Genomic DNA, 22077 nt, shown 5'->3' on the forward strand with positions numbered 1-22077 from the left:
GGGAACAACGGGGCGCCATCCCGTCTGTTCCTGCCGGGTCTCGTTAATTCGGCATCACCGCGTGCGGGCGAGGGGGCAAGGCCATCTCGGATGATCACACTTTGCCCCGGTTTTGCCCGACGTGTCAAGAATTTTTTCGTAAAATACGAAATTGCTTGTTGGCCAAGGGGTTGGCTACTGTGCATGGGGTTGTTTTTCAGTTTTGGGTTTGGGCCTGCGGTCGCACGGCCTTTCTAACGCAAAAAAGGCCGCCTCGATGGGCGGCCCTTTCGTCTCATGCATTGCGAAGTCGCTTACTCCGCGGCCTGCTTCTGCGGCGGGTCGAGCGCGCCGGACCTGTGGATCTCGGCGACCTGGTGATCGCTGAAGCCGAGCACCGAGCGGAGGATCTCGTCGGTGTGCTCGCCGAGCAGCGGGGAGCGCTCCACGTCGCTCGGGGAGTCCGACAGCTTGATCGGGTTGCCGACCGAGATGTACTTGCCGCGGGTGGGGTGGTCGACCTCGACTACGGTGCCGGTCGCGCGCAGCGACTGGTCTTCTGCGATCTCCTTCATCGACAGGATCGGGCCGCAGGGGATGTCGTCCTTGTTGAGGATTTCCATCGCCTCGAACTTGGTCTTGGTCATCGTCCACTGCTCGATGCGCGCGAAGATCTCGTTCAGGCGCGGCAGGCGGGCCTGCGGCTTGGCGTAGTTCGGATCGGTCTTCCAGGTGGGCTCGCCGATCACGTCGCAGATCTTCTCCCAGACCGGGGCCTGGGTGATGAAGTAGATGTAGGCGTTGGGATCGGTCTCAAAACCCTTGCACTTCAGGATGCGGCCGGGCTGGCCACCGCCGGAATCGTTGCCCGCACGCGGCACGGCGTCGCCGAACGGAATGCCTTCGCCGAACTGGCTGTATTCCCTCAGCGGGCCGTGGGCGAGGCGCTGCTGGTCGCGCAGTTTTACGCGCGCGAGATTCAGGACGCCGTCCTGCATCGCGGCGGTGACGCGCTGGCCCTTGCCCGAATGGGTGCGGTGATAGAGTGCGGTGACGATGCCGAGCGCCAGATGCAGGCCGGTGCCGCTGTCGCCGATCTGCGCGCCGGTGACGAGCGGAAGGCCATCACGGAAGCCGGTGGTGGAGGCGGCGCCGCCGGTGCACTGCGCGACGTTCTCATAGACCTTGCAGTCTTCATACGGTCCGGGGCCAAAGCCCTTGATCGAGGCGACGATCATCTTCGGGTTGATCGCCTGGATCTTCTCCCAGGGGAAGCCCATGCGGTCGAGCACGCCGGGGCCGAAGTTTTCGACCAGCACGTCGCACTTCTTGATCAGCTCGGTGAGGACTTCCTTGCCCTTGGGGTTCTTGGTGTCGAGCGTAATCGAGCGCTTGTTGTGGTTCAGCATGGTGAAATACAGGCTGTCCACGTTCGGGATGTCCTGCAGCTGGCCGCGGGTGATGTCACCCACGCCCGGGCGTTCGACCTTGATCACGTCGGCGCCGAACCATGCGAGCAGCTGCGTGCAGGTCGGTCCGGACTGGACGTGGGTGAAGTCGAGAATGCGAACGCCCTCGAGCGCTTTAGTCATTGTGTTGCTCCGTACTCTGTGTCTGCCCCTGCGAACCACAGGGAATAAAGGGTTGAAGGGGAGGACTTACTTTTTCTTCTGCAGAACGCTCTGCGGATTGAGGTTGCCGATGCGGCCGCTCTCGGAGCCCGCGGCCGGATCGATCACCGCGTTGATGAGCGTCGGCTTGCGTGAAGCCATCGCCTCGTTGACGGCGCGCTTGAGCTCGTCGGGCGAGGTGGCGTTCACGCCGACGCCGCCGAAGGCTTCCATCATCTTGTCGTAGCGCGCACCCTTGACGAACACCGTCGTCGCCGGATCGGCGTTGACGCTGTTGACGTCGGTGCCACGATAGATGCCGTCATTGTTGAAGATGACGACACAGATCGGAAGGTTGTAGCGGCAGATGGTCTCGACCTCCATGCCGGAGAAGCCGAACGCCGAGTCGCCTTCCACCGCCAGCACGGGGTGGCCGGTCTCGAGCGCAGCCGCGATCGCCTGGCCCATGCCGATGCCCATCACGCCCCAGGTGCCGACGTCGAGACGCTTGCGCGGCTTGTACATGTCGATGACGCCGCGGGCGAGGTCGAGCGTGTTGGCGCCTTCGTTGACGAGGATCGCCTCGGGATGATCCTTGACGACGTTCTTCAGCACGCCAAGCGCGCCGTGATAATCCATCGGCGACTTGTTGTTCATGAGCTTCGGCGCCATCTTGGCGACGTTCTCATCGCGCTTGGACACGATGGCCTTGGTCCATTCCGCCGGCGGAGCAGTCCAGCCCGTTCCCATCGCCTGGTTGAAGGCGGAGACGACCGAGCCGATGTCGCCGACGACGGGCGCGACGATCTCGACGTTGGAGTCCATTTCCTTCGGCTCGATGTCGACCTGGATGAACTTCTTCGGGGACTCGCCCCAGCTCTTGCCCTTGCCGTGCGAGAGCAGCCAGTTCAGCCGCGCGCCGATCAGCATGACGACGTCGGAGTCCTTCAGCACCGTCGAACGGGCCGCACCGGCGCATTGCGGATGGGTGTCGGGGAGCAGGCCCTTGGCCATGCTCATCGGCAGGAATGGCACGCCGCTCTTCTCGACGAAGCTCTTGATCTCCTCGTCGGCCTGCGCGTAGGCCGCGCCCTTGCCGAGGATGATCAGCGGACGCTTCGCGGCCTTCAGTACATCGAGCGCGCGCTTGACCGAGGCGGGCGAGGGGATCTGCGCCGGAGCTGCGTCGATCACCTTGACCAGCGATTTCTGGCCGGCCTCGGCGTTCATCACCTGGCCGAACAGCTTTGCCGGCAGGTCGAGATAGACGCCGCCCGGACGGCCCGAGACCGCGGCGCGGATCGCGCGGGCAAAACCGATGCCGATGTCCTGGGCGTGCAGCACGCGATAGGCCGCCTTGCACAGCGGCTTGGCGATCGCGAGCTGGTCCATTTCCTCGTAGTCGCCCTGCTGGAGGTCGACGATCTCGCGCTCGGAGGAACCCGAGACCAGGATCATCGGGTAGCAGTTGGTGGTGGCGTGCGCGAGCGCGGTGAGACCGTTGAGGAAGCCGGGCGCCGACACCGTGAGGCAGACGCCGGGCTTCTTGGTCAGGTAGCCGGCGATGCCTGCCGCATAACCTGCGTTCTGCTCGTGGCGGAAGGAGATCACGCGAATACCTTCGGCCTGGGCCATGCGGCCCAAATCCGTGATCGGGATGCCCGGCACATTATAAATGGTGTTGATGCCGTTCAGCTTGAGCGCGTCGATGACGAGATGGAAGCCATCCGTCAGTTCCTGCTCGGTGCCCGGTGCTTCGGACTTGGTCGCGGTGTTCAGCATGGGCCTTGTCTCCCTGGTCTCAATACTGGGGCGAATTTTTCGCCCTTCTGGTGAACGTTGCTGGTTAAAAGAGTTCCTGGCCGTGCGCTTCGACGTAAGCGGCAAGGCCAAGGGTGTGGTCGCGGGCGCGCTTCTCGGCGAGCTCGGTGTCGCGTGCCTCGAGCGCTTCGATCATGCCGAGATGCTCGGGCAGTGACGTCGCGGTGCGGTCCTTGCGTCCGATCGTCAGCTGGCGATAGCCGCGCACGTGCAACAGAAGATCGTTGGTGAGATCGACCAGCACCGGCGATTCCGACAGCGAGATCAGCGCCTGGTGGAAGGCGATGTTGGCGCGCGAATATTCCTCGACGTGATCCTCGGGCAGGCGGTCCTTGCCGAAATCCTTGAAGTAGTCGCGCAGCGCCGTGATGTCCTTCTTGCGCGCGGTGGTGGTGATGAGGCGGGCCGCCATGCTCTCCAGCGCCGCCCAGGCGCGGATCATGTCGACGATTTCGCTCTTGGTTCGGCGCACCACCATGATGCCGCGTCGCGGCACGGTCTTCACGAAGCCGTCCTGCTCGAGCATCGCGATCGCTTCGCGGATCGGCGTGCGGCTGACACCCAGGCGTTCGGATAACGCGCGCTCGTCGAGCATCACCGGCTCGGGCGTCGAGTAGATGTCCATCTTGAGGATGGCTTCCTTCAAGGCGTCATACGCCTTGTTCTTGAAGCTGCTCTCCGGGGCAATACGAACGATTGCGATGTCTGCCTCGGCCATGTTCGGCAACGCCTTGGTTGGTTTCCGCAGTGACACGACGATTCTCCTCCAGTGGGAGTCGTCTTTTACAGGAATAATACCGGAAAGTTTTTGGCATACCACATGCCAGAATGTCAAGCTGGCTATTTTTTGCGGCGTTCTAAGTCGGTCTCTGACTTGACAAGTTGGCTTCTGGCATACCAAATGCCATCTCTAGCCATTTTTGATCCAAGCTGGCGGAGTAATCAAGGCATTTCGCCGCTCCGTTCCGCTAGATGGAACAAAGCGCGGCGATGGCAAGTGTCACGGGCAGCCGCATCACGCGCGCTTTGCAAAGCAAGAACTGAAGGTCAAGGGAGAAGCATATGTCCAATTCCAAAGACGTCGTCCGCAAGGTCCTTGACCAGGTCAAGGCCGACAACCGCACCAGCCTGACCGCCCCGGAAGGCAAGTTGGTCTGCGACGCCTACGGCATTCCGGTGCCGAAAGAGGGCGTGGCGAAGTCGGCCGGCGAGGCCGGCAAGATGGCGTCCGCGATGGGCTTCCCGGTGGTGATGAAGATCGTCTCGCCGGACATTCTCCACAAGACCGAGGCCGGCGGCGTCATCGTCGGCGTCAAAACGGCTGAGGATGCCGAGAAGGCCTACGAGACCATTCTCGGCAACGCCAAGAAGTACAAGGCCGATGCCAAGATCGAGGGCATCCAGGTCCAGCAGATGCTGGCCGGCGGCACCGAGGTCATCGTTGGCTCGATCACCGACGGCTCGTTCGGCAAGCTGGTCGCCTTCGGCCTCGGCGGCGTGCTGGTCGAGGTGCTGAAGGACATCACCTTCCGCCTCGCGCCCGCGACCAAGGAGGACGCGCTGTCGATGCTCGACGGCATCCAGGCGCATGAGATTTTGAAGGGCGTGCGCGGCGGCGAGCCGGTGAACCGCACGGCGCTCGCCGAAATCATCGTCAAGGTCTCGCAGCTCGTCACCGATTTCCCCGAAATCGTCGAGCTCGACCTCAACCCTGTGTTCGCCACCGCAAAGGACGCGATTGCGGCCGACGTGCGCATCGTCGTCGACTTCGCCTACAAGCCCAAACCGAAGCCGCGCCCGACCGAAGAGATCGTCGCCGCGATGAGCCGCATCATGCAGCCGAAGGCGGTCGCCGTGGTTGGCGCCTCCGCCGAGGACGGCAAGATCGGCAACTCCGTGATGAAGAACCTCATTAACGGCGGTTACAAAGGCGAGATCTATCCGATCCACCCCAAGGCGGCCGAGATCCTCGGCTACAAGGCCTACAAGAGCGTCAAGGACGTGCCGGGCGTGATCGATACGGCCGTGTTCGCGATCCCCGCGAAGTTCGTCGCCGCGGCGCTCACCGAATGCGGTGAGAAGAAGATCCCCGGTGCGGTGCTGATCCCGTCGGGCTTCGCTGAAGCCGGCGCGCCGGAGCTGCAGGCCGAGATCGTCGAGGTCGGCAGGAAGTACGACATTCGCCTGATGGGGCCGAACATCTACGGCTTCTACTATACGCCGGCCAATCTCTGCGCGACCTTCTGCACCGCTTACGACGTCAAGGGCCACGCGGCGCTGTCGTCGCAGTCGGGCGGCATCGGCATGGCCATCATCGGTTTTTCGCGCTCGGCGAAAATGGGTGTGTCGGCGATCGTCGGCCTCGGCAACAAGTCCGACATCGACGAGGACGATCTGCTCGCCTTCTTCGAGCAGGATCCCAACACGAACCTGATCGCGCAGCACTGCGAGGACCTCAAGGACGGCCGCGCCTTCGCGGAAGCCGCCAAGCGCGTCTCCAAGAAGAAGCCGGTGATCGTGCTCAAGGCCGGCCGCACCTCGGCCGGCGCGAAAGCGGCGTCGTCGCATACCGGCGCGCTCGCCGGTAACGACAAGATCTACGAGGACGTGCTGGCGCAGTCCGGCGTGATCCGCGCCCGCAGCTTGCGGCAGCTGCTCGAATTCGCCCGCGGCGTGCCGGTGCTGCCGACGCCGAAGGGGGAGAACGTGCTCATCATCACCGGTGCGGGCGGCTCGGGCGTGCTGCTGTCGGACTCCTGCGTCGACAACGGCCTGTCGCTGATGTCGATGCCGCCGGATCTCGATGCGGCCTTCCGCAAGTTCATCCCGCCGTTTGGAGCTGCCGGAAATCCTGTGGATATCACCGGCGGCGAGCCGCCGATCACCTACGTCAACACGGTGAAGCTCGGTTTGACGGATGAGCGCATCCACTCGCTGATCCTCGGCTACTGGCACACCATCGTCACGCCGCCGATGGTGTTTGCCCGCAATATGGTCGAGGTGAAGAAGGAGATGGAGGCCAAGGGTTTTGTGAAGCCGATCGTCGCCTCGCTCGCCGGCGACGTCGAAGTCGAGGAAGCCGCCGAATATCTCTACCAGAACGGCATCCCGGCCTACGCCTACTCGACCGAGCTGCCGGTCGAGGTTCTCGGCGCCAAGTACAAGTGGGCGCGCGGCGCGGGCCTGCTCTGAGACGACAATGCTGCTTCGGCATGATCCGGAGCGGTTGTCTGTTCACCTCTCCCCGCTTGCGGGGAGAGGTCGAATTGCGAAGCAATTCGGGTGAGGGGGACTCTCCACGAGTCTAACTGTCACCGTCCTTGCGGAGACTCCCCCTCACCCTAACCCTCTCCCCGCAAGCGGGGAGAGGGGAAAAAATTAATAGGGCGAGGGAGAACGGTCAGGTCGCGATGGGCAAGAACGTGATCAGGCGCAAATCGCTCGAACCACGATCGGCATCGGAGGCAGATCGTGACGGCGGCGTGCAGTCGGTCGACCGCGCGCTGTCGATCCTCGAGACGCTCGCCGAGGACGACGAAGGCTACCGCTTGAGCGATCTCGCCGTCCGCACCGGCCTGTCGGCCTCGACCGTGCATCGCCTGCTGGCGACGCTGGAAAGCCGCCGCTTCGTGCAGTTCGACCGCGCCGAATCCAAATGGCACGTCGGCGTGCGCAGCTTTACCGTGGGCGCGAGCTTTGCGCGGCGGCGCAATTTTACGGCGCAGGCGATTCCCTATTTGCGCAAGCTTCGCGATCTCACCCGAGAGACCGCCAATCTTGCGGTCGTCGACGACGAGTTCATCATCGTGCTGACCCGCATGGAGAGCCGCGAGATTATGCGCTCGCTGACCAAGGTCGGCGGTCGCGTTCCCATGGTGACGTCGGGCGTCGGCAAGGCCGTGCTTGCGACCTATTCCGACGAGGATGTCGGCGCCGTCATCCGGCACCACGGCATGCCTCGTTTGACGGAGAAGTCGATCGTGCGGCCGAGCGACCTCTTCAAGGAACTCGCGACCATCCGAAAGCAGGGTTTTGCGGTGGACGACGAAGAGGCCGAGGCGGGCCTGCGCTGCGTCGCTGCCGTGGTCTACAACGCGCTCGCCGAACCGCTGGCCGCGATCTCCGTCTCGGGCCTGACCAGCCGCGTCACCGATGCCCGGTTGCCGGAGATCGGCCGCGTGGTGCGCGAGGTCGCGGCGGAGTTGACGGCGGCGCTTGGGGGCGTAACGCCCGCGGTGAACCCGGGCTGAGCCAGGTTTGCGCTCCATCGCGCCCTAAAACGAAATCAGGTCTGGCGGCAAGAGCCTCGACATCGGTATATCCATTCACCGTTGTCGCGTCCTTTTGGGGAATGTCATGCCGTCTGAGCTCCGTTCGCCCCGTCTCGCCGTTCTGATCGATGCCGACAATGCTTCCGCGAAGATCGCTGATGGTCTGTTCGAGGAGATTGCCAAGATCGGGGAAGCCAGCGTTCGCCGCATCTATGGGGATTTCTCCAATGCGCGATCCAGGGGCTGGGCCGATATCCTGTCGAAACACGCCATCATCCCGCAGCAGCAGTTCGCCTATACGACGGGGAAGAATGCGTCCGACATAACGCTGGTCATCGACGCGATGGACCTGCTTCACAGCGGCCGGTTCGATGGCTTCTGCCTGGTGTCGTCCGACAGCGACTTCACCAGGCTCGCCGCCCGCATCCGGGAACAGGGCGTCGATGTCTTTGGGTTCGGCGAACACAAGACACCGGAAAGCTTCCGGCAGGCCTGCCGAAGGTTCGTTTACACGGAGAACCTGCTTGCCGCCCCGGCGAACACCCAGGACGCCGCGTTACGATCGACATCGCTTCAGCCGCTTGATGCCGCGACCCCCATCATCAAGAAGGTCATCACCCAGATGGAGAGCGAGGACGGCTGGGTCACGCTCGGAGAAGTCGGCCGGCAGCTTGCCAATCTGGCTTCCGATTTCGATCCGAGGACCTTTGGCTTCCGCAAGCTGAGTGACCTCGTGCGAAAGACGAATTCGTTCGAGATCGACGAGCAAAACGGGCGATCGATGCGGATTCGGGTCAAGCCCACTGCCGCACCAACGCCGAGAACGCGGAACCGGCGCAGACCTGCTCGGTCGGGGGCCGCAGGCGGTTCGACGCCTAAGGCGTAAGCAGGGCGTGCCTTTATATTTGAGCTTGCCCGGCTCGGCGCAGGGCGTAACCATCGTTGGAACGTAATGCTACGCGAGGGTCCTGATGACCAAACTCACCCGTTTTGCCGTCGCGCCGCTGCACACGATGACACGCCGCCTCGCCGATGTCGCCTCTGCGCGCGCCGCGCCTGACCTCGTCATCACGGGCGCGCGGGTGCTCTCGACCTATTCGGAGCGGATCCATCCGGGACGGGAGGTCTGGATCACCGGCGGCCGCATTGCAGCGGTGAAGCCCGCCGGCACGGCGAAGAAGGCGTGGAGCGATGTGCCGCTATATGACGCCGCCGGCGGCATTGTCGCGCCGGGGCTGGTCGATCCGCACATCCATATCGAATCCTCGATGGTGACGGCCTGCGCCTATGCGGAGGCTGCGCTGCTAAACGGCACCACCACGATCTTCTGCGACAGCCACGAGATCGGCAATGTCATGGATGTCGCCGGCGTCGAGGCGATGCTTGAGGACGCCCGCGAAGCGCCGCTCTCGATCTTTTTGACGGTACCGTCGACCGTGCCGGCCACGTCGGCGGAATTGGAGACGGCGGGCGGCGACCTCACGGCGGACAAGATCGCCGGCCTGTTCGACCGCTGGCCCGAAGCTGTCGGGCTCGGCGAGAAGATGGACTTTGTGCCTGTGACGATGGGCGACGAGCGCAGCCATGCCATTCTCGCTGCGGCCCTGAAACGTGGGCGCCCGGTGTCCGGGCATGTCTACGGCCGCGAATTCGTCGCGGCCTATGCGGCGAGCGGCGTGACCGACACCCATGAGGCGATCGATCGCGACATCGCTGACGATTTGCTCGACGCCGGCGTCTGGGTTTTTCTTCGCGGCGGGCCGCCGACGACGCCCTGGCATTCGCTGCCGCAGGCGATCCGGACGATCACCGAGCTCGGCGCCTCGCACAAGCGGACTGCGGTGTGCACCGACGACCGCGATGCCGATGACCTCCTGATGTTCGGCCTCGATTGGGTGGTGCGCGAAGCCGTGAAGGCGGGAATGTCGCCGGAGCAGGCTTGGTCGATGGGCTCGCTGCATGGCGCCACGCGGTTCGGCATGGAGGGCGACATCGGCGGGCTCGGCGGCGGCCGCCGCGCCGATCTCGTGCTGATGGACGACAATCTCAAGCCGCAATCGACCTGGTATGGCGGCGAGCTGGTCGTCGAGAACCGCAAGATCACGCCGCGGCTCGATCAGGCGCTGTCGCAGCGCTATCAATATCCTGACGCGGCCTATGTCACCGTAAAACTGCCGGAGAAGCTCAACCTGACGCCGGAGCTCCCGACGAAAGCCTGCACCGTCAACGCGATCAAGACTGCGCTGCCCGGCATCACGCTGATCCACGACAAGGTCGCGATCGAGCCGGCCGAGGACTGGCCGCCGCTGTTCGCCCGCTATGGCCTGTGCTTCGTCACCGTGGTCGAGCGTCATGGCAAATCGGCCGGCAACGTCGCCTATGGCCTGTTGAAGGATTTCGGCCTGAAGCGCGGCGCGGTGGCCTCCAGCGTCGGCCACGACAGCCACAACATCATCGTCGCCGGAACCAACGAGCCTGACATGCAGGTGGCGATTACCGCTATCAAGGCGCAGCAGGGCGGCGTCTGCGTCGTCGCAGACGGCAAGGTGAGGGCGTTCGTCCCGCTGCCGATCGCGGGGCTCTTGTCGGACAAGCGCGTTACCGAGGTGGCTGAAGAGGTCAAGGTCTTGAAGAAGGAATGGACCGAGGCCGGCTGCACCATCCCCTACATGGGCTTCAATCTGATTCCACTATCGGTCATTCCGGAAATTCGCATCACCGACAAGGGCCTCGTGCTGGTGCCGCAGATGCAGCTGGCGCCATTGTTCGAGTAATCACTTTCACGCGCCTCCTACTCTAACTGATTGAGGCAGCCGCAGTTTTTCCGCGGCTGCCGCATCGTGGAAAATAAAATCGATCTCGTTGAGTGCCAGGCGTGCGCGCCTGATGATCACGCTCGAACTGACGTAACCGAGCGAGGTCCGATATGGCGAAGATGCGTGCCATCGATGCAGCCGTGCGTATCCTGGAGAAGGAAGGCATCTCGACGGCCTTCGGCGTTCCCGGAGCCGCGATCAATCCGCTTTATTCGGCGCTGAGGAAGCGCGGCTCGATCCGCCACATCCTCGCGCGCCACGTCGAGGGCGCTTCGCACATGGCCGAGGGCTATACGCGGGCCAAGGCCGGCAATATCGGCGTCTGCATCGGCACGTCCGGGCCGGCCGGCACCGACATGATCACCGGGCTCTATTCGGCGATCGCCGATTCCATTCCGATCCTCTGCATCACCGGCCAGGCGCCGCGCGCGCGGCTCTACAAGGAGGACTTTCAAGCGGTCGATATCGAGTCGATCGCAAAGCCCGTGACCAAATGGGCGGTGACCGTGCGTGAGCCGGCGCTGGTGCCGCGCGTGTTCAGCCAGGCGTTTCATGTGATGCGCTCGGGCCGGCCGGGGCCGGTGCTAATCGACATGCCGCTCGACGTGCAACTCGCCGAGATCGAGTTCGACGACGAGACTTATGAGCCGCTGCCGGTCTACAAGCCGGCCGCCACGCGCAAGCAGGTCGAGAAGGCGCTGGAGATGCTCAACGCCGCCGAGCGGCCGCTGATCGTCGCGGGCGGTGGCATCATCAACGCCGATGCCTCGGATCTCTTGGTGGCGTTCGCCGAAATCACCAACGTGCCGGTGGTCCCGACGCTGATGGGTTGGGGCGCGATGCCCGACGATCACGTGCTGATGGCCGGTATGGTCGGCCTTCAGACCAGCCACCGTTACGGCAATGCCACGATGCTGGAATCCGACTTCGTGCTCGGCATCGGCAATCGCTGGGCCAACCGTCACACCGGCTCTGTCGAGACCTACACCAAGGGCCGCACCTTCGTGCATGTCGACATCGAGCCGACCCAGATCGGTCGCGTGTTCAATCCCGATCTCGGCATCGTCTCGGACGCGAAAGCTGCGCTCGAGCTCTTCGTCACCGTCGCCAGGGAGTGGCGACGTTCCGGCAGGCTCCGCGAGCGCCAGGCGTGGCCCGCGGCCTGCCGTGACCGCAAGAAGACCATGCTGCGCAAGAGCCATTTCGACAACGTCCCGATCAAGCCGCAGCGCGTCTACGAGGAAATGAACAAGGCGTTCGGCCGCGACACCACCTATGTCACGGTGATCGGCCTGTCGCAGATCGCAGGCGCGCAATTTCTGGGCGTCTACAAGCCGCGCAACTGGATCAACGCGGGGCAGGCCGGGCCGCTCGGCTGGACGCTGCCGGCCGCGCTCGGCGTGCGTGCGGCATGCCCGGATCGCGACATCGTTGCGCTCTCCGGCGATTACGACTTCCAGTTCCTGATCGAGGAACTCGCGGTCGGGGCGCAGTTCAATCTGCCCTACATCCACGTCGTCGTGAACAATTCCTATCTCGGCCTGATCCGCCAGGCCCAGCGCGGCTTCGACATGGACTATCACGTCCAGCTCTCGTTCGAGAACATCAACGCGCCCGAGCTCGGCGGTTACGGCGTCGATCATGTCGCCGTCGCCGAGGGCCTCGGCTGCAAGGCGATCCGCGTTACCGATCCCAAGGACACCCAGGCCGCGTTCGCGACGGCACACGAATTGATGAAGAAGCACCGCGTGCCCGTGGTGGTCGAGTTCATCCTCGAACGCGTCACCAACATTGCGATGGGCACCGAGATCGACAACATCGTCGAGTTCGAGGAGGTGCTGGACCTGCCGCTCGACGAGGTCGGGATCGCGCGGGCCGGCGTGCTGCAGCCGGCAGAATAGGGGACAGCATCATGCCGAAGTTTGCCGCCAACCTCACCATGCTCTTCAACGAGATGCCGTTCATCGACCGCTTCGCTGCGGCGAAGGCGGCGGGCTTTGCCGGGGTGGAATATCTCTTCCCCTACGATTTCGACAAGGCGCTTTTGCGCGAGCAGCTAGAGGCCCACGGGTTGACCCAGGTGCTGCACAATCTACCGGCCGGCAACTGGGCCGGCGGCGAGCGCGGCATCGCGATCATACCCGATCGCACCGCCGAATTCCGCGACGGCGTGTTCCGCGCCATCGACTACGCCAAGGCGCTCGATTGCGAGCAGCTCAACTGCCTCGTCGGTATCGCGCCTGTGGATGCCGATCCGCGCGAGCTGCAGGAGACGCTGGTCGGGAATTTGCGCTTTGCGGCTTCGACGCTGGCGCGCGAGAACATCAAGCTGCTGGTCGAGCCTATCAACACGCTCGACATTCCCGGCTTCTTCCTCAACGGCACCGAGCAGGCGGTGCAGCTGATCTCCGAGGTGCGGTCGAACAATCTGTTCATCCAGTACGACATCTATCACATGCAGATCATGGAGGGCGATCTCGCCCGCACCATGCAGGAATACCTGCCGCATATCGCCCATATCCAGCTCGCCGACAATCCCGGCCGCAACGAGCCCGGCACCGGCGAGATCAACTATCCCTTCCTGTTCCGCCATCTCGATGCGATCGGCTATCGCGGCTGGATCGGCTGCGAATACAAGCCGCGCACCACAACGCTCGAAGGCCTGTCCTGGCACGCCGCGCAGACTTTCGAGACGTGAGGACGTCACGGCGGCAGTGCGCTCCCTCTCCCGCTTGCGGGAGAGGGCTGGGGTGAGGGTGTCTCCGCGATGGGGTTCGGGAGATGCGGTGAAAATTCCTGGGCAGGTAGAACCCTCACCCGGCACTGCGTGCCGACCTCTCCCGCAAGCGGGAGAGGTGCACTGAGCACGTGGTTGAATTTTCGCCAACGCAACTGAGAGAAATCAAGACATGATCGACATCGGCTTCATCGGACTTGGCACCATGGGACGGCCGATGGCCGGTCATCTTCTGGCCGCGGGCCACCGCGTTCTCCTGCATGACGTCGCGCCGGTCGCGCCGGAGCTGATTGCGGCGGGCGGCGCCGCCTGCAAGTCGGCGAAGGAAGTCGCGGAGGAGGCGGATGCGGTCATCATCATGGTGCCGGATACGCCGCATGTGGAGGCCGTATTGTTCGGCAAGGACGGCGTTGCCGGCGGCATCTCCAAAGGCAAGATCGTGGTTGACATGAGCTCGATCTCGCCGCTGGCGACCAAGGAGTTCGCGAAGAAGATCGAGGCGCTGGGCGCGGATTATCTCGATGCGCCAGTGTCGGGCGGCGAGGTCGGCGCCAAGGCTGCGAGCCTCACCATCATGGTCGGCGGTCCGGAGCGGGCCTTCAACACCATGAAGCCGATCTTCGACAAGATGGGCAAGAACGTCACGCATGTCGGGGCCAACGGCGACGGGCAGACGACGAAGGTCGCGAACCAGATCATCGTCGCTCTGACGATCGAGGCGGTGAGCGAGGCGCTGCTGTTCGCATCCAAGGCCGGTGCCGATCCCGCGCTGGTGCGTAAAGCGCTAATGGGCGGCTTTGCCTCGTCGCGGATTCTCGAAGTGCATGGCGAGCGCATGGTGACGCGCAATTTCGATCCCGGCTTCCGCATCGAGCTGCACCAGAAGGATCTCAATCTCGCGCTCGAAGGCGCTCGCGCACTCGGGCTCTCGTTGCCGAGCACGGCAGTGGCGCAGCAGTTGTTCTCGTCCTGCACCGCGCATGGCGGCAAGGGCTGGGATCATTCGGCGATGGTGCGGGCGCTGGAACTGATGGCGGGGCACGAAATCGCCGCGACCTGAACTGTTACGCGGTAACACTCTCCGGACGTGATGCAACTTTCGTCGCGGCGGTGCTGGAACAATGCTCCGACCCCGCGGTTGAAGGCGCATCAACAAACACTGGAGAGTGTGGACATGAAGACCCGTCTTGCGATTTCGTTGGCCGCCGCGGCGCTGCTGGCGTCGAGTGCAGCCTTTGCCCAGTCGACGACCGAAGAGGGCGCCAGGAACGGCGCGCGCGCGGGCGGCGACATCGGCGGTCCGGTCGGGGCGATGGTCGGCGGCACTGTCGGTGCGGCCGTTGGCGCGGGCCTGGAAATTCCGAATGCGATCCTCGGCGGCATCCCGCGCGATAATTCCGTGGTGGTGCATGAGCGCGTTGTCGTCGGCGAGCCGCTGCCCCCGACCGTGGTGCTGCGCCCCGTGCCGAACTACACCGAGTATCGCTATGCGGTCGTGAACGATCGCCGCGTGATCGTCGAGCCGCGCTCGCGTCGGGTGGTCAAGATCATCGACTGATCGGCGCATAAGCGACTGGAATATCGGGGTCCCCCGCGGAGCGACGCTCCGCGGGGCCTTGTCGTCAAGGACTGGCCATCAGAGCGGTTCGCGGACGCCGAGGCCGTGCATGAAGCGCTCGCGGATCTGCACGGGATCCCTGCGGGTGGTACCGACGCCGGGCTTGTCGTCGATGCGAAGGGCGACCAGGCTGGGCTCGTCGGCCGACATGGCCTCGTCGATCAGCCGCTCGAAATCCTCCTCGTCCGCCGCCCAGGCACTCTTGGCGAGCCCCGACCCCACGGCGATGGCGACGAGATCGGCAACACCCGCGGCCGGCGTCGGCTGCGCGCCGGTGATCTGGTAGATGCCGTTGTCCATCACGATCATGATCAGGTTCTTCGGCTTCAACGTCGCGATGGTCGAGAGCGCGCCGAGCTGCATCAGCAACGAGCCGTCTCCCTCCAGCGCGAAGACGCGGCGGTCGGGCTGCGCCAGCGCCACGCCAAGCGCGATCGGGAAGGCGAGGCCCATGCTGCCGAGCATGTAAAAATTCTGCGGGCGGTGGCCAGCGGCCCAGAGGTCGAAATTGGTGTTGCCGATGCCGCCGACCACCGCTTCTTCGTGCTTCAACTTCGCGATCAGGCGCTTCGTCACATCGAAACGGTTCATCACCTTGGTGTTGCGCGCGTTCATGTCCGGGCTCACTTGTCGAAAGTCTTGCCGCCGGTGAGCAGCGGGTTGAGGATCAGCGCCACCGGCGCTTGCGTGGTGACAGCCTGCTTGATCGAGCGGTCGGCGATGAACTCGAGATCGTCGAGCCGGGTGATGGTGTGGTGCTCCAGCGCGAGCGAGTCCAGCACCGGGCGCATGGTGCGGCAGACCAGGGACTGGCCGTAATTGAACTCGCCGAGCGTGCCGCGCTCGGACACGAACATGATCAGCGGAATCTGGTAGGGCACCGCGAGCGAGGCGAGCGTGTTGGCGAGCGTCGCAAAACCCGAGGTCTGCATCAGGACCGCGCCGCGCCGCCCGCCCATCCAGGCGCCCGAGACGATGCCGACGGCCTCTTCCTCGCGGGCAGTCGCAAAGGTCGTGAAGAAGGGATCGGCGTGCAAATTCTTGATCAGCGGCGTCAGCACCCGATCGGGCACGTAGGGGATGAGGCTGATCTCGTTCCGCTTCAGGGTTTGCAGGACGATGCTATGCCAGCTTCTGTCGCCGGACCCCGGTCCCGCCTGGGACGAAGTCTGCTGTTCCGCAATCGCCATCGCGTTCTCCCTTCAGCCGCGCAGGTTTTTTGGTCTTGACCATTGTCCCGGTCGTCGCGGCGGTCTGCCGAAACTTGACGGAGCGGGCAGGATTGTCAACATGTCCGGGCCGGCACCGTGATCTGCGCCAGACGGCCTGCCGTGACCGGCACCGCCATGTCATAAGCGGGATAATGAGAAAGCGGGAGGGACGCATGGACGGGGGCGCATCGCGCTGGCCTTGCGGATCTCCACGAGAGAACCGGAAGGGTCCTGATGTCGGTCAACAGCAAGCGCGTCTTCTACGTCAAATACCTGGCCAACCCGATCTACATCGACATCATGAAGGCGCGTCCCGACCTCCGGCTCGACCGCATCGAGAACGAGAGTCCCGAGGACTTTTACGCCCCGATCCTGAGCGCGGCCCATGTCTACCAGATCGGCGCCGCCCGCGACGAGCTGGCGCCGCATTTCCATGTCGACGCTTCCTTCCTGAAGCGCACGCCGAACCTGCTGCTGGTCTCCAGCAACGGCGCAGGCTTTGACCCCGTCGACGTCGAGGCCTGCACGGATGCGGGCGTGCTGGTGGTCAACCAGTCGGGCGGCAATGCGCATTCGGTGGCCGAGCACGCGTTGGCGATGATGTTGACCTTGTCCAAGCGTATCATCCAGTCCGATCGCCGCTTGCGCCGTGTGCCCAATGTCAACCGCAACGAACTCGTCGGCAACGAGGTCGAGCACAAGACCGTCGGCATCATTGGCCTCGGCAATGTCGGCCGCCGCATCGCTGCGCTGTGCAAAGGTCTGCTCGGCATGAAAGTGCTGGCTTACGATCCTTACCTCACGGCCGAAGTAATGGCCGAGTGGGGCGGCGAGAAGGTTGAGCTGGACGAGCTGCTGCGCCGCGCCGACTTCGTCTCGATCTCCTGCCCGCTCAACAAGGGCAGCCGCAACATGATCAGTGTGCGCGAATTCGGCTTGATGCAGCCGCACGCCTATTTCATCACCACGGCACGCGGCTTCATCCACGACGAGGACGCGTTGCTCCAGGCATTGCGCGACAAGCGCATTGCGGGTGCCGGCCTCGACGTCTGGTCCAAGGAGCCGCCGCCGCCGGAGCATCCGCTGCTGCAGTTCGACAACGTGCTGGCGAGCCCGCACACCGCGGGCGTCACGATCGAGGCGCGCCAGAACATGGGCCGCATCGCCGCCGAGCAGGTGCTGGAGACCCTCGACGGCAAGCGGCCGCCGCGCATCATCAATCCCGAGGTCTGGCCTGTTTATGCCGAGCGCTTCAAGCAGGCCTTTGGCGTCACGCCCGAGTAGGGAGCGCGAAAGGCTGTTGCGCGCCCATCATTGGTTACCGCGGTGAAAATGCAAAGCGGCGCATCTTATCGATGGCGTGAATGAACGCGTATGACTTGTCCTGTAGATCAGGTTTTATGAGCATACTTTTGATTGCGACTTCCGGACTTTCTGCGGCGAGCTTGCGCGCGAACGTGGCCGCGAGCAACATCGCCAATGTCCGCACGACCGGCCCGCTACCCGCGTCAGGCGGATCGAGCACATCGGCCGGTGCCGGCAGTTCGAGCACGAGTTCGACTTATCCCGCGGCTTATGTGCCGTTGCGAGTCGATCAGGTCGATCAATCGACCGGCTCGACGCCAGGCGGTACGAGGGCGACCGTGTCGACGGTTTCGCCGAGCTATGCCGCACAATCCGATCCGGGCGCTCCCTTTGCAAACCAGGATGGCCTGGTCGCAGCGCCGAACGTCGATCTCGCCAGCGAGTTCGTTCAACTGGCGACCGCAAAGTACAACTTCATTGCCAATGCCAAGGTCATTCAGGCCTATTCCGAAACGACGGACGCGCTGCTCGATATCAAGACCTGATGGCTGACGGATCAAACCGACGCCTGGATTGACGGTGCGGAACCGTCGCCGGCCTTGATCTCCGTCAAATTCTCCCTCCCGCATCCGGGCAAAATGGGATTAGAGTGCCGCGGACGCACAGGGAGGTCCCATGTCCACTTACGTCGTCAAGTTCATGAAGGACGTGCTTGGTCAGTACGGCCGGGAGATCGAGGTCTGCCAGGGCGCGCTCGAGATCGACGCCGCCGACGAGGACGAGGCCAGGGAGCGGGCGAAGGCGAGATTCTGCAAGGACCAGGCGCTGCATCACTGGTCGCTGCACGCCGACCGCATCCAGGTCAGAGCTGCTGACTTTCCGACCTAAGGCCTAGCGGCCGGTGGCGGCGCGGTGACGCCGGCGCCGAGCGAACGCTGCACCATGGCGGTATCAGACCAGCGGCCGTGCCGATAGGCAACGCCGCAGAGCAGGCCGACGCGTGTGAACTCGAACTTCTCGTGCAGCGCCAGCGACGGCGCGTTATCGGCATCGATATAGCCGATCATCTGACGGAAGCCGGCCGCAGCACACGCATCGATCAGGTTCTGGAGCAGCAGCCGTCCGACGCCGCGACCGAGATGCTCGTGGTGGACGTAAATCGAGTGCTTGGCCGTGTAGCGATAGGCCGGTCGCTTGCGGAACAGCACAGCATAGGCGTAGCCGACGACCTCGCCGCGATAGGTCGCGACCAGATGCGGCAGCCGGGTCTGCTTCAAATTCTTGCGCCGGTCGCGTAGGTCGTCCGGCTCCGGCGCGCCGGTTCCCTCGACGTCGCGCGGCACGCCATTGCGGACGTGATGGCGATAGATCGCCAGCATCGCCTCGATATCGCTCTCGCGTGACGGCCGGACCAGGACCGTCTCGTCATCGGTGCGTGCAATCGCTGTTTCGTTCATCGGCGCCTACTCGGCAACAACGTAGGTATAGAGCCCGATGTGACCCCGCGCATCGACCTCCTTGTAGACGCCCTGGATTTCCACATCGAAGCCCGGAAACGTATTGAAGCAGGTTTCGAACATCTTGAGATAATCAACCATGGGCTTGGCTCGTTCCGTCAGTCGCTCGCCGGGAACGATGGTGGCGATGCCGGGCGGGTAGACCACGAAGGGGGTGGTGGCGATGCGGCCGGCGATTGCCTCGATCGGCAGATAGTCGACGTCGTTCTTGAACAGATAGCGCGCGGCATCGCGCGGCGACATGGCGATCTCAGGCATGTGCTCGGGCATGAACTGCCGCGCCTGGAGTGCGCTGACATCGGCGGCACGGAAGAAGCGGTGCATCTCGCCGCAGAGGTCGCGCAGCCGCACGCCGGCATAGCGCGCCTGCCGCCGCTGATAGAATTCCGGGATCGCGTCGGCGAGCAGCGCATTGTCGTCGTGCAGCTTCTTGAAGGCGACGAGGCCGGAGATCAGCGTGCCGGCCTTGCTCGCCTCGACGCCCGGCGTAAGCAGGAAGAGCAGGGAGTTGAGGTCGTTCTTCTCCGGCACGATGCGGTTTTCGCGCAGATACTGTGCGACGACCGGGGCGGGGATGCCGTGCTCGGCATAGGCGCCGGTGGCGCGGTCGAAGCCGGGGGTAAGCAGCGTCAGCTTGTTCGGATCGGTCATGGCAAAGCCCTCGGCCATGCCGGGGAAGCCATGCCAGGTGCTGTCGGGCCCGAGCTGCCACAGCGCGGGATTGGTCGCGAGCTCGTCAGTCGACAGCGTCTCCCAGGCGACGTTGTGCGCACCGCCGGGGCGGCTGACGTCGGGGATGGCGACGCGATCGGGGACGAAGGGCTCGAAGAACCAGCGCCGATCCGCGTTCTGCTCCTTCTCCTCGAACTCCCGGCGCATCGCCCGGATTTTCTTGCGCAGCTCGATGCCCAGCCGGATCGTATCGTCCCACAGCACTTCGCCCGATCGCCCCTTCATCATCTGTGCGCCGACATCGAGCGAGGCGAACAGCGGATAAAATGGCGAGGTCGATGCGTGCTGCATGAAGCTTTCGTTGAAGCGGCGATGCTCGACGCGGCGCTTCTGGCCGCGGATGTGGCGGTCCTTGATGTGAATTTGCGACGCCTGTGAAAAGCTCGCGAGCTGCTTGTGGGTCGACTGCGTCGCGATGATGCCCGGCGCCTCCGGCGGAAGGTTGGCGAGCCCCATCGCGAAACGGCCGGCATAGAGCGGGTGGAATTTCATGAATCCGGCCCAGGCTTCGTCGAACAGGATGTATTCGCAGAGATGGCCGATGCGCTTCAGGATCATTTCGGCGTTGTGGATGGTGCCGTCATACGTGCACTGCTCGACCACGGCGACGCGGAACGGCCGCTCCTTGCGCCAGGCGTCCTTGTCCGTGACCAGCGGATGATTGCGGATCGTCTCGCGCAGGGCTTTCTCGTCGAGCATGTCCCAGCGCATCGGGCCGATCAGGCCCCAGGCGTTGCGGATGGTCGGGACATAGACCGGGATGCCGCCGCTGATCATCAGCGCGCCGTGATGGGCGGCCTTGTGATTGTTGCGGTCGAACAGCACGAGGTCGCCGTCGGTGACGAGCGCGCCGAGCGCGACCTTGTTCGAGGTCGAGGTGCCGTTGAGCACGAAATAGGTTTTTTCCGCGCCGAAGATTTGCGCCGCTTCTTTCTGTGCCCTCAGTGCCGGGCCCTCGTGGGTGAGGAGGTCGCCGAGATCGAGCACGGAATTATCGAGATCGTCGCGGAACACGGATTCGCCGAGATGCTCGACGAAGACCCGGCCGATCGGGCTGCGATTGTAGAACACGCCGCCATTGTGACCCGGGCAGGTCCAGAGCTGGTTGCCTTCCTCGGCATAGTCGACCAGCGCGCCGAAGAACGGCGTCTTCAGCGTCTCGGCATATTGCTTGAGCCGGCTGATCAAATTCTTGGCGATAAAGGTCGGCGTTTCCTCGGAGAGGAAGACGTAGCCGTCGATGAAGTCGAGCACCTCGACCGGAAGGTCCTCGAAGCGCTTGCGCCGGATCAGGAGGATGATCGGAAAGTCGAGGCCGCGGCGCCGCATCAGATTGATCAGCGCCGAGGTCTTGCCCTCAAGTCCCTTCTTGCCCCAGTCCACCACCATGCAGCCGATCGCGGCGTCGGTCTGCACCGCGATTTCGGCGTCCTCCAGCTTGCGGGCCCGGACCACCTCGAAGCCGGAGCGCTGGATCTCCTCGATGATCTGGTTGAAGCGGACGCCTTCGAGGTCGTCGGTGTCGAATACAGGTGCGGCGAACAGGAAGTTGAAGCGCTTGAAATAGTCCATGGCGTGTCCCGAATTGCGAGACGGACAGGTCTCTGCACATTCGATGACAGTTCTATGACAGGGGGGCCGATGGCAGACAGCGTTGCGAGGGGGAACCGGCTGCAGCCGCCACGGGCGCCTGCCGCCGCTCCCGGCGATGGAGCGGCGGCACGCATCTGGAACGGTTCAGATCTCAGCTGCCTGGCGGGCTGTAGGAGGCGCGCAGCTTGGCCGCGTTCTGCCGCACCTGCTTGATCTCGTCCTGTGTGAACAGCCGAGTGAGTTTTACGTTCTGCAGGGTGCCGGCGGTGACGGTCAGACCGGAGATGGCCGGAGCCGAACCCGGATCAGGCACGTCAAAGATCACCAGAACGCCCGGGCCGTCGGCCGCAACACTGTACATCGAGATCAGCTTTCCACCGGCCGCCTCGATGAGTTTTCTCGCCGCCTCCTGGCGATTGGTCGTAGGGTTCTCCAAAATGGCGTTGAGAGCGTGTGGCGTATATTGTCCCGTGAGGCAGAAATGCATGAGATGTCCTCCTTCCGAGATGATGGCAGCAAATGTTCGGGCCGTGCCGAGCCACTCGTCACAGCCGCAGTCTCTGGAATGATGAAAGTTGCGATGCCCGCCGTAGGCATACTGGCCGCCAATGATTGCCGGGATTTCGGCACATCCCGGTAGCGGCTCTGGAGCACGATACATCGGCCACCAAGGGCCCGAAAGAGAATTCGAATTGCCGTATCCGTACGAGGTACCTCGATCGTCGTAGCAACATTCCATTCGACGGAAAGGGACGAGCCTGGAAGCAGAGGCAGTTGCCAATTGCCGTTTCGCCTTGCGAACACCACGGTCGGCACTGCGCGGTTGACGATCTCGCGCAGTGCGAAGCCCGATTGCACACGCGCGAC

The 22077-nt window shown here is 63.8% G+C and carries 19 protein-coding genes and 1 pseudogene; 11 read left to right on the forward strand and 9 right to left on the reverse strand.

Going from position 1 to position 22077, the window contains the following annotated elements; all coding sequences use genetic code 11:
* Positions 1-293 precede the first annotated feature (293 nt).
* The 3 genes from frc to ACP2YP_RS14680 all read right to left on the reverse strand — a co-directional run bounded on the left by frc (position 294) and on the right by ACP2YP_RS14680 (position 4128).
* Positions 294-1571: a formyl-CoA transferase gene (frc, locus tag ACP2YP_RS14670; protein ID WP_426424941.1), complete on the reverse strand. Its 1278-nt coding sequence runs from the start codon at positions 1569-1571 to the stop codon at positions 294-296.
* Between the two features lie 66 nt (positions 1572-1637).
* Positions 1638-3371 (reverse strand): oxalyl-CoA decarboxylase, encoded by a 1734-nt coding sequence (oxc, locus tag ACP2YP_RS14675; protein WP_426424943.1) that lies wholly within the window; start codon positions 3369-3371, stop codon positions 1638-1640.
* 64 nt (positions 3372-3435) lie between these two features.
* The gene (locus tag ACP2YP_RS14680; protein ID WP_162137408.1) at positions 3436-4128 is read right to left on the reverse strand and encodes a GntR family transcriptional regulator; all 693 of its coding nucleotides are present in this window, start codon (positions 4126-4128) and stop codon (positions 3436-3438) included.
* A 344-nt stretch (positions 4129-4472) separates the two neighbouring features.
* Between ACP2YP_RS14680 and ACP2YP_RS14685 the strand changes: the two genes are divergently transcribed.
* From ACP2YP_RS14685 to ACP2YP_RS14720, 8 genes are all read left to right on the forward strand, one after another.
* Positions 4473-6602 carry an acetate--CoA ligase family protein gene (locus ACP2YP_RS14685; RefSeq protein ID WP_426424944.1) on the forward strand — a complete coding sequence of 710 codons (2130 nt, stop codon included), beginning with the start codon at positions 4473-4475 and terminating at the stop codon, positions 6600-6602.
* 218 nt (positions 6603-6820) lie between these two features.
* Positions 6821-7660 carry an IclR family transcriptional regulator gene (locus tag ACP2YP_RS14690; RefSeq protein WP_426424945.1) on the forward strand — a complete coding sequence of 280 codons (840 nt, stop codon included), beginning with the start codon at positions 6821-6823 and terminating at the stop codon, positions 7658-7660.
* A gap of 106 nt (positions 7661-7766) precedes the next feature.
* Positions 7767-8567 (forward strand): NYN domain-containing protein, encoded by an 801-nt coding sequence (locus ACP2YP_RS14695; protein ID WP_426424946.1) that lies wholly within the window; start codon positions 7767-7769, stop codon positions 8565-8567.
* 85 nt (positions 8568-8652) lie between these two features.
* Positions 8653-10455 carry an adenine deaminase gene (locus ACP2YP_RS14700; RefSeq protein ID WP_426424948.1) on the forward strand — a complete coding sequence of 601 codons (1803 nt, stop codon included), beginning with the start codon at positions 8653-8655 and terminating at the stop codon, positions 10453-10455.
* A 152-nt stretch (positions 10456-10607) separates the two neighbouring features.
* The gene (gcl, locus tag ACP2YP_RS14705) at positions 10608-12398 is read left to right on the forward strand and encodes a glyoxylate carboligase (protein ID WP_426424949.1); all 1791 of its coding nucleotides are present in this window, start codon (positions 10608-10610) and stop codon (positions 12396-12398) included.
* Between the two features lie 11 nt (positions 12399-12409).
* Entirely contained in the window at positions 12410-13195 is a 786-nt protein-coding gene (hyi, locus tag ACP2YP_RS14710) for a hydroxypyruvate isomerase (RefSeq protein ID WP_426424950.1), read from the forward strand.
* A 211-nt stretch (positions 13196-13406) separates the two neighbouring features.
* Positions 13407-14294: a 2-hydroxy-3-oxopropionate reductase gene (locus ACP2YP_RS14715; protein WP_426424952.1), complete on the forward strand. Its 888-nt coding sequence runs from the start codon at positions 13407-13409 to the stop codon at positions 14292-14294.
* Between the two features lie 114 nt (positions 14295-14408).
* Positions 14409-14792, forward strand: coding sequence for a DUF1236 domain-containing protein (locus tag ACP2YP_RS14720; protein ID WP_426424954.1), 384 nt, complete (start codon positions 14409-14411; stop codon positions 14790-14792).
* A gap of 78 nt (positions 14793-14870) precedes the next feature.
* On the opposite strand, the gene ACP2YP_RS14725 is transcribed toward ACP2YP_RS14720, so the two are convergent.
* Together ACP2YP_RS14725 and ACP2YP_RS14730 are read right to left on the reverse strand one after the other, a co-directional pair.
* A complete protein-coding gene (locus tag ACP2YP_RS14725; protein WP_426424955.1) occupies positions 14871-15467 on the reverse strand; it encodes a thiamine pyrophosphate-dependent enzyme in 597 nt (198 codons plus the stop codon).
* Positions 15468-15475: 8 nt separating this feature from the next.
* Positions 15476-16042, reverse strand: coding sequence for a thiamine pyrophosphate-binding protein (locus ACP2YP_RS14730; protein WP_426424956.1), 567 nt, complete (start codon positions 16040-16042; stop codon positions 15476-15478).
* A 255-nt stretch (positions 16043-16297) separates the two neighbouring features.
* On the opposite strand from ACP2YP_RS14730, the gene ACP2YP_RS14735 reads away from it, so the two are divergent.
* The 3 genes from ACP2YP_RS14735 to ACP2YP_RS14745 all read left to right on the forward strand — a co-directional run bounded on the left by ACP2YP_RS14735 (position 16298) and on the right by ACP2YP_RS14745 (position 18256).
* Positions 16298-17347 (forward strand): hydroxyacid dehydrogenase, encoded by a 1050-nt coding sequence (locus ACP2YP_RS14735; RefSeq protein ID WP_426424957.1) that lies wholly within the window; start codon positions 16298-16300, stop codon positions 17345-17347.
* Positions 17348-17463: 116 nt separating this feature from the next.
* Positions 17464-17913 carry a flagellar basal body rod protein FlgC gene (locus ACP2YP_RS14740; RefSeq protein WP_426426157.1) on the forward strand — a complete coding sequence of 150 codons (450 nt, stop codon included), beginning with the start codon at positions 17464-17466 and terminating at the stop codon, positions 17911-17913.
* Positions 17914-18043: 130 nt separating this feature from the next.
* Positions 18044-18256 carry a hypothetical protein gene (locus ACP2YP_RS14745; protein WP_426424958.1) on the forward strand — a complete coding sequence of 71 codons (213 nt, stop codon included), beginning with the start codon at positions 18044-18046 and terminating at the stop codon, positions 18254-18256.
* Here ACP2YP_RS14745 and ACP2YP_RS14750 read toward each other — a convergent pair.
* The 4 genes and pseudogenes from ACP2YP_RS14750 to ACP2YP_RS14765 form a co-directional block, all read right to left on the reverse strand.
* On the reverse strand, positions 18253-18825 hold the full coding sequence (locus ACP2YP_RS14750; protein WP_426424959.1) for an N-acetyltransferase family protein: 573 nt from the start codon (positions 18823-18825) through the stop codon (positions 18253-18255). The two genes, ACP2YP_RS14745 and ACP2YP_RS14750, sit on opposite strands and share 4 nt — an antisense overlap.
* 6 nt (positions 18826-18831) lie before the next feature.
* Positions 18832-21189, reverse strand: coding sequence for an Orn/Lys/Arg decarboxylase N-terminal domain-containing protein (locus ACP2YP_RS14755; RefSeq protein ID WP_426424960.1), 2358 nt, complete (start codon positions 21187-21189; stop codon positions 18832-18834).
* A gap of 172 nt (positions 21190-21361) precedes the next feature.
* The gene (locus ACP2YP_RS14760; protein WP_426424961.1) at positions 21362-21697 is read right to left on the reverse strand and encodes a GYD domain-containing protein; all 336 of its coding nucleotides are present in this window, start codon (positions 21695-21697) and stop codon (positions 21362-21364) included.
* Positions 21698-21999: 302 nt separating this feature from the next.
* Positions 22000-22077 (reverse strand): annotated as a pseudogene (locus ACP2YP_RS14765) (Lrp/AsnC family transcriptional regulator); the annotation flags it as partial.

It is taken from the genome of Bradyrhizobium genosp. A (assembly GCF_049949275.1).
Lineage (GTDB): Bacteria > Pseudomonadota > Alphaproteobacteria > Rhizobiales > Xanthobacteraceae > Bradyrhizobium.